The organism is Paenisporosarcina sp. P5_A11 (assembly GCF_056400705.1).
The window spans coordinates 1-6897 of record NZ_JBFUKT010000172.1 but is presented as its reverse complement, the minus strand read 5'-3'; the positions used below and the strand labels follow the sequence as shown (position 1 = coordinate 6897).

Annotated in this window: 14 protein-coding genes; all 14 read right to left on the bottom strand. The window is 36.0% G+C overall.

Features of this window, described 5'->3' with window-relative positions; translation table 11 throughout:
• The coding region (locus tag AC1DOS_RS16665; protein ID WP_477538408.1) for a hypothetical protein at nt 1-897 on the bottom strand (897 nt) is incomplete at its 3' end.
• A gap of 42 nt (nt 898-939) precedes the next feature.
• Nucleotides 940-1245 (bottom strand): hypothetical protein, encoded by a 306-nt coding sequence (locus tag AC1DOS_RS16660; RefSeq protein ID WP_477538407.1) that lies wholly within the window; start codon nt 1243-1245, stop codon nt 940-942.
• A 150-nt stretch (nt 1246-1395) separates the two neighbouring features.
• A complete protein-coding gene (locus AC1DOS_RS16655) occupies nt 1396-1557 on the bottom strand; it encodes a hypothetical protein (RefSeq protein WP_477538406.1) in 162 nt (53 codons plus the stop codon).
• A gap of 45 nt (nt 1558-1602) precedes the next feature.
• Nucleotides 1603-2820 carry a replication initiation factor domain-containing protein gene (locus tag AC1DOS_RS16650; RefSeq protein ID WP_477538405.1) on the bottom strand — a complete coding sequence of 406 codons (1218 nt, stop codon included), beginning with the start codon at nt 2818-2820 and terminating at the stop codon, nt 1603-1605.
• Between the two features lie 373 nt (nt 2821-3193).
• Nucleotides 3194-3346, bottom strand: coding sequence for a hypothetical protein (locus tag AC1DOS_RS16645; RefSeq protein ID WP_477538404.1), 153 nt, complete (start codon nt 3344-3346; stop codon nt 3194-3196).
• Nucleotides 3346-3531 carry a hypothetical protein gene (locus tag AC1DOS_RS16640; protein WP_477538403.1) on the bottom strand — a complete coding sequence of 62 codons (186 nt, stop codon included), beginning with the start codon at nt 3529-3531 and terminating at the stop codon, nt 3346-3348. Before AC1DOS_RS16640 ends, AC1DOS_RS16645 begins: the two co-directional genes overlap by 1 nt.
• Before the next feature lie 208 nt (nt 3532-3739).
• Nucleotides 3740-4297 (bottom strand): ATP-binding protein, encoded by a 558-nt coding sequence (locus tag AC1DOS_RS16635; protein ID WP_477538402.1) that lies wholly within the window; start codon nt 4295-4297, stop codon nt 3740-3742.
• Entirely contained in the window at nt 4294-4614 is a 321-nt protein-coding gene (locus AC1DOS_RS16630; protein WP_477538401.1) for a hypothetical protein, read from the bottom strand. Before AC1DOS_RS16630 ends, AC1DOS_RS16635 begins: the two co-directional genes overlap by 4 nt.
• A gap of 32 nt (nt 4615-4646) precedes the next feature.
• Nucleotides 4647-4919: a hypothetical protein gene (locus AC1DOS_RS16625; RefSeq protein ID WP_477538400.1), complete on the bottom strand. Its 273-nt coding sequence runs from the start codon at nt 4917-4919 to the stop codon at nt 4647-4649.
• A gap of 124 nt (nt 4920-5043) precedes the next feature.
• Nucleotides 5044-5325: a hypothetical protein gene (locus tag AC1DOS_RS16620; RefSeq protein ID WP_477538399.1), complete on the bottom strand. Its 282-nt coding sequence runs from the start codon at nt 5323-5325 to the stop codon at nt 5044-5046.
• Nucleotides 5326-5328: 3 nt separating this feature from the next.
• Complete coding sequence (locus AC1DOS_RS16615) at nt 5329-5490, bottom strand: hypothetical protein (protein WP_477538398.1); 162 nt, start codon at nt 5488-5490, stop codon at nt 5329-5331.
• 61 nt (nt 5491-5551) lie between these two features.
• Nucleotides 5552-5707 (bottom strand): hypothetical protein, encoded by a 156-nt coding sequence (locus tag AC1DOS_RS16610; RefSeq protein ID WP_477538397.1) that lies wholly within the window; start codon nt 5705-5707, stop codon nt 5552-5554.
• A gap of 86 nt (nt 5708-5793) precedes the next feature.
• Nucleotides 5794-6057, bottom strand: a complete 264-nt coding sequence (locus AC1DOS_RS16605; RefSeq protein ID WP_477538396.1) for a hypothetical protein — start codon at nt 6055-6057, stop codon at nt 5794-5796.
• The coding region (locus AC1DOS_RS16600) for a hypothetical protein (protein WP_477538395.1) at nt 6058-6897 on the bottom strand (840 nt) is incomplete at its 5' end.

The window sequence follows — 6897 nt, the reverse complement described above, 5'->3', positions numbered from 1 at the left end:
AGTAACAGGGTCATAAGTCAGAGGAACATCGCCAACCATCGGGCGAGCGTTATCCACTGGAAGAACTAAACCTGCATCAGTCATTTCTTCCCATGCTTCAGTAGCATTTGCTTTTACACTTGCATAGTCAGTTTGAAAACTTGCTATTGCACCATAACCAAAACTAGCACCCATAGCACGAACTAATGCAAGTGTAGCTTGAACATCAGTTGGCGCAGAATTTTGGAAAGTAGTTGACAATTGAGCGTATAAAGTAGGATTAGTAGATTTTGACACCCACAATAAATTCAAACTAGAACCTACACCGTTAGATGGTGAATTAAAATAAAGGTCTATAAAATTTGAAGTTAATACCACTTGCACTTGTTTGAATGACCTACCATTTATAAAGAAACCATAGTCCTTTTCAGTACTACTTGAGACAGTGACATTGTGAATAGTTTGAGTAGAGCCTGTTGTAATAAACCTTGAAGTATCAGCAGTCACAGGGTCATATTTTGAAGCCATAACCGCATTAGATAAACCTTCTATTTGACCATCAACCCATGTATTAACATTCGCATCAACCGCAGTCAAAGCCGAAGACGTAGCACCCCAAGCACCAACAGACGCATCAACCATAAGTTGCATACCATCTTTTACAGTTTGAGTTGCACCAGCCCACGTTCTTTTGGCATGTGCTTCTATATCCGCCTGACAAGAAGGGCAACTATCCAACTCGACTAAACCAGCAACGGCCGCAACACCTAAAGCACCCACAACATATATACCAGCACCACCAAGATACAAAGCACCACCAATAGCAAGAGGATTGGCACTCGCTTGTTTAGCCGGAAATGCAAAACACATTGCAAACGATAAAACCAAGATCATTGTAATTGTTGCTATTTTTTTCAACGGACACCCCTTTCTAATAGACTACAGAAAGGAGTAGCCAATTTAGTTTTTAACTAATTCTTTTGATTCCACTTTTTTAATACCTTGAACAACCCACTCTAAACCGCGATGTGAAGATTCAAGACTAATTACTACTTGCACAACATCAGCTTTTTTAATATCGATTAGACCTTCATTAATTGAAGTTGCTAATGGAGGATTAATTGAAACCTCGAAAGATTCTAATCCATCTGAAATTGTTAAATTCGCAAAGTCGTAAGGGTTACCAGTTTTTCCGATTCCTTTTTGTCGATTAGCTTTAATAAATTGAAATTGTCCAATAATTTCGCCTGTTTTTAATTGATTCAATTTTTTCCCTCTTTTCGTTTTTTTCGCGTTGCGAATATTAGTTCTATTTCAATATACAAAAAAAAAGAGGGCTTGTATACCCCCTTTTTGACAAAATATGCGCTTTTTTCTTTAATTACTAATATTTTCCCTTAAATAGTGCGAAATTGCTTATTTTTTAAAATAAGTTGTGACTATATGCTCAATTGTGGTTACTAAATATTTATGTTTTAATATTTTTTGTTCTTGTCTGATTTTTTCCCAAGTTTTCGGGGTCACTCTAATGGTTTTTGATATTTTGACTTCGTTAATGTCTTTTCTTTTTCTTCCCATTGGTGACCCACCTCTGTTATAATCTACTTAACCTTTTAAAGTTCTCTAAATATTGTTTTTTACCAAGCCTTCACTTTGACGAGTGAGGTTTTTTTTCATTTTACGATTCTTATCTTTTCCAGTTTCTAAATAAATTCGGTTCAAAGATTCCTCGTTATGTTTTTGATCGTCGTCATTGTCTACGACGTTTCCACGTGCTTTTTTGTTCCTTATGTCAGCAAAGCGTAATGCTTTATCTTGTTCAATCATATTTTCATGTTTCTCCGTCAGCTTATCTTCCCCAATTTCCAAGAGTTCTTGTATGTACTCGTAAAACTCAATCATATTAGGAAAACTTTTTGCAACCATCGCCATGGAAGTAGCCACGCTTTTTCTATGCCAATTTTTCGTTTTTTCTATTGTTGCGTCAGGCGCTTCAAGTGAAAAAGCCAATTTCCCAACGTTACCAATAAAACGTTTCCACCAGTCAGTAATTGGAGCACGTCTTTTATTTTCTTTTCCATCATCTTCAATGAATCTAATATTTTTATTCAGAATCGCTAAAGCCAATTTTCCTAACTCTTTTTCATGTAATAACATCATGTTAGTAACATCATTAGCGTATTCCCTTTTTATTCTTAATTCGGTACGTGTCCACGTTTCAACGGTTACCTCAAAATCTTTGTTTTTAAAGTTCTCTCTTTCTAACTTTTTATCATAAAAGTTAATAGAGAATCTCGATTCCATCGAACCTAAGTAAAAGCTATCCATTGTAAGCTCACCAGTAGCAACCTTATACTTTCTTTTGTCCGTTGCTTCCTCTAACCTCGTTACAGTCAACCCAGCCAATACATGCTCTCTAATAGTGTCTACATCATAAATTTTCTGAAAATCATCTATTGCAATGTCTATACGTCTAAAATCACACCCTAAGCATTCTTTCAGTCTACCAATTAATTCCAACCAATTCAAGGTGCTAAACGTTTCAAACTCTCTACAACCTTGACCAGTAAGTACCAGTCTGTACGTACCAACACCTTTTCGCATGACCGTAATATTTCCGAATTTCATCATGTCGCTAAATGTATCTCTACCATAGTCAAAGTACGTAAAAGCCTCGTTTTTAAGCCCTAAATACTCAATTACTTCCTTGTAAGTGCAATCTAAGTGAAAAGTGACTTGAAGCCAGTCTACAAGCACTCTTTGTTGAAGTTCAAGAGATTGGTCTGTACGTTCTGGACGGGTATTACTAACCCCGTCCGTACAAGAATTTTTTAATACCACTATTTTTCACTCCTAGAATATCTAATTTCTTCAACGACAAACCCAGTGATCTCATACATTGCGACGAATACGAGTACTCCCATTAACATGAGAATTACCTGTTCCAATTCATTCACCTCCTTTCAAGGTCAAAACACGCTTTTAAGATTGGGGGGGTTGAACGTACACAGCTTGTACAACTGACTACCAACATCTATCAATCTATTTGTCTATCAAACCTAATTGCGAACGCCATTCGGCTTATCACTGGTAATACACGCAAGCGTGTGAGCATTCTTTTTAACTCTCTCTAATCATCAAAAAAGCAACTATTCCTACCATTAAAAAGGGAAATATATAAGAAAGGTCAGAACCAAAAGCCTTAATTCCCAAATCAACCATTATCATCACCCCAATACATTTCTTCACACGAAAGACACTTCAAACCAAAACCTAGAACAATAGCACCGACATCGTCATTTGTTTTCAATTCCTTACGACATTCAACACAGATATGCTTATATCCAAAATCATCTAATGGCTTCATTATTTTTTCCCCCAATCACTAAATGGATCACTGAACATTTCAGGCATTTTAAACTTGTTTTTCGTGTAATGTTTAACCATCATTTCAATGGCAGCAGTTTCACTCGTAAAAATTCCTTTTTGTACTAACAACTCCAAAGCGTTTGTAACTTCTGAATCAAGACGATAGTTTTTGCGTACTTTCAAATCATTCACTCCTTTATTGGTTATACCAAATAATAACATAACGTACATACAATTGTACATACATAAAGTAAATATATTTTATATATTCGAGTAAAAGTTTCTAATTAGTATCATGGGAGACAAAAGGAATAAGAAAATTCGGGGAGTGTGGGGGAAGGATTGGCAACGGGTGGCGCCTTCGCGCCGCCCCTTTTGCCCTATTCTTTTTTTATTTGATTAGGCGGAATATAGGATTTTCTTCTAATTTGTCAGTCCATATCGCTAATGGGAAGTCTTTTGTATCGTAATCCGCAAAATTATATATAGTTTTATGTTTAGGCATTTGTATAGGCGTTTGTTCCATTGATAGGGTATCTAATAATAAATAAGAGAAATACTCTTTTTCCTTGCGACACATCAAAACAAAGTCCAACTGTTCACGAATATTTACGTCAACCATTCTAGGGCGATGTGTTATGAAAACACTAAGGACAATATCAGATTTACGGAATAAAGCAAAAGCACGTGACCATATCCGATTTTGTTTACTGGAAGAACCACGACTATCAATCGTAAAGTAAGCTTCATCTATGATAAAAATTTTCGGTTTACCATCTTGAAAAGGAATTTCACCTAAATCATTGATCGTGACAATTCCATCACCTTCAGAATTCATATTTGTATATACAGTAACTTCGGGATATTGTTTTTTTAATGACCTAGCAAGAATCATAGCAAAAAGCGATTTCCCCGAGCCTTGAGGTCCAAATATTCCAATCTTCGTCATTTGCTATCTTCGCCCATTTTTGCACTAGCAGAATAGCCTTTAAAGTGTTTATACAGTGAATAAGATTCAATTAAACGAGTGAACTTGTAACCTGTTTTTCTGTTACGTTTTGCATATGTTTCTATTTTTTCTACGATTTCTTCTAATACAGGAGATTTATATTTTGCCGCTAAAGCCGCATACAAGGTTAATTGACGAACTTGTTCAGCATTTAGGTAAGGCAAAGTATTATAAATTTGCTTAATTTCATCACCGCCACCAGTACCAGAGCGAATAAATTCACCGAAAATATCATCTATTTTACCTTCATCTAACATTTTTTTGACCCCTTTTCCATGACGTCATAACGTCATAACATTATCGATAGCATGATTAAATTCGTAACAATAACCGCAAATACTGTTAATACATCAACTTTCGGCTTACCAAAAATTTGTTTACTTGCAACCGATTCAAGTAGTTTAATATCTTTACTTACTTGATGGCTTTCATTGTCCATATAAGCCACATAATCATTACCGTAACGCACAAAGTCCTCTTTAGTCATTGCATGGTTTTTATCAACATCAGACCATTTTTTATACGTATCTACACCAGTATCAGTCACTACAACTACATTCATTTTATATCGTCTCCCATTTTTTCAGTCGTTTTCGTCAGCTGAAATACACCTTGCATAATACAAACAAAGAAAGCCGCCGCCAGTACAAAAGTTACATTAGTTTCCGTAATCAAATTTACATATATCATTGTTTTTTAAACCTCTTGAATAAATCATTTTCAGTTAATGCTTTTCCTAAGTCCAATTTGCTATCCATATTCAACGGATCTAGAGAATTTTTATATTCCAAACTATCAGCAAGCGAATCTGCTTCATGTGAAAGTGTTTTATTTCTCATTCGATTTAATACGTTAAGCATTAAGTCAGGGATAAAATTAACCAATTCACAAATAATCAAAGCGAGTGCAGCAGTCGCAGTTATCATCCCAACAAGCATGACCATATCATTATCAACTAACATTTCCATTGGTTATTTTGCCCCCTTTAATGTTTTAAACGTGTATATAAAAGCTAAAAAGATTACTATTAATAAGAAGAATTCAAACCGATTAACTAGAACTTGCAGTAATTCGGATATTTCAAGAAGATACATTTGGTCTAATGTAAATTCTGTTGTTGTTTCGGGTTCCATTGTTTAACCACCTTTATAAAGAAAACGGGTACACCTGTCGGAAGGTATACCCAAGTTTTTCTTAGAAGAATAATGATTTTACGAAACGAGTACAAGCGAAAGCAATACCAATTCCTACTACTACTAATAGTACTTCATCAAAATTCCCTGCCCATGTTGTCGCATTAGTTGTGATTCCTGCTACTGTTAAACCTGAAAACATACCATTTGGCTCCATTCTCTACACTCCTTTAAAGTGTTTAATTAACTCTTACAGTTTCCAAGGTAGGAGTTTTTTTGATTTTATCGGAAACACCTTATTAATTACCAAGGCAATAAAGTTTTAACTTTATCAATGCCTGCCAATGTCCAAACCCAAACCGTAACTCCTAAAGGCACTAGCAACACCGTACAAAACAATGCCCAAAGTGGCGCACCAAACACGTAACGCGCATATCCCAAATAATTGGCCATTATTGATTCGTCAAAATTAACTCCATTTAACATTTCCGCAGTATCGTGGCAAATTATCAAAATATCAGAAATGAGCGAAACAATACCAGTTAATAACTTCGTAATTCCATCCATCTAAAACACTCTCCTTACCGACTTATAAATACTAAAGCCAAGTAAGAACAAGGCGAGATTTTGAACCAATGGATAAGGAGTGATCCCGAGAATTTGAACTGTAGTAAACCATTGAAAGTATGGATTATCTATTGGAGTTGGTGCAATAAATGCTAGAGTTGCAACAAATGTAAATAACCGTATTAAGTAAAAAATCAAAGCAACTAGCAATTCCCATAATCCCATTAATGAAGCACTAGGAATTTTATCTTTCATTGGGTTAACTGGTTCTGTTCCTTTTGGCGGATTTACTGGTGGATTGCCAGTTGTATCTCCAGGAGTTGTTGTGCTTGTTGTCGTTGTGGCAGTTTCGCCCGTAGTAACGCTTGTAGTAGTGCCTGTCGTTGTTGTTGTAGTTGCATCAGTAGTTGGATTATAAGTACTTGTTACAGTATCAGAACCTGCCCAACCATCTATATACAAACCTGCTCCCAATCCTGCTAAACCAAGTGCAGCTAAATCTTCAAGCGTTTTCCACTGTGGGCTTTGATAGTCGAAGCCTGTTATATCTTCTCTAGGAACGTTTACCCCATCAATACCTGCATAAGAATCAGTAACAGGGTCATAAGTCAGAGGAACATCGCCAACCATCGGGCGAGCGTTATCCACTGGAAGAACTAAACCTGCATCAGTCATTTCTTCCCATGCTTCAGTAGCATTTGCTTTTACACTTGCATAGTCAGTTTGAAAACTTGCTATTGCACCATAACCAAAACTAGCACCCATAGCACGAACTAATGCAAGTGTAGCTTGAACATCAGTTGGCGCAGAATTTTGGAAAGTAGTTGACAATTGAGCGTA

What these genes read in the sequence shown, in the direction of transcription:
- AC1DOS_RS16655 (WP_477538406.1), bottom strand. Translation starts at nt 1,557, where the DNA reads ATGGGAAGAAAAAGAAAAGACATTAACGAAGTCAAAATATCAAAAACC.
- AC1DOS_RS16645 (WP_477538404.1), bottom strand. Translation starts at nt 3,346, where the DNA reads ATGAAGCCATTAGATGATTTTGGATATAAGCATATCTGTGTTGAATGT.
- AC1DOS_RS16635 (WP_477538402.1), bottom strand. Translation starts at nt 4,297, where the DNA reads ATGACGAAGATTGGAATATTTGGACCTCAAGGCTCGGGGAAATCGCTT.
- AC1DOS_RS16630 (WP_477538401.1), bottom strand. Translation starts at nt 4,614, where the DNA reads ATGTTAGATGAAGGTAAAATAGATGATATTTTCGGTGAATTTATTCGC.
- AC1DOS_RS16625 (WP_477538400.1), bottom strand. Translation starts at nt 4,919, where the DNA reads ATGAATGTAGTTGTAGTGACTGATACTGGTGTAGATACGTATAAAAAA.
- AC1DOS_RS16620 (WP_477538399.1), bottom strand. Translation starts at nt 5,325, where the DNA reads ATGGAAATGTTAGTTGATAATGATATGGTCATGCTTGTTGGGATGATA.
- AC1DOS_RS16615 (WP_477538398.1), bottom strand. Translation starts at nt 5,490, where the DNA reads ATGGAACCCGAAACAACAACAGAATTTACATTAGACCAAATGTATCTT.
- AC1DOS_RS16610 (WP_477538397.1), bottom strand. Translation starts at nt 5,707, where the DNA reads ATGGAGCCAAATGGTATGTTTTCAGGTTTAACAGTAGCAGGAATCACA.
- AC1DOS_RS16605 (WP_477538396.1), bottom strand. Translation starts at nt 6,057, where the DNA reads ATGGATGGAATTACGAAGTTATTAACTGGTATTGTTTCGCTCATTTCT.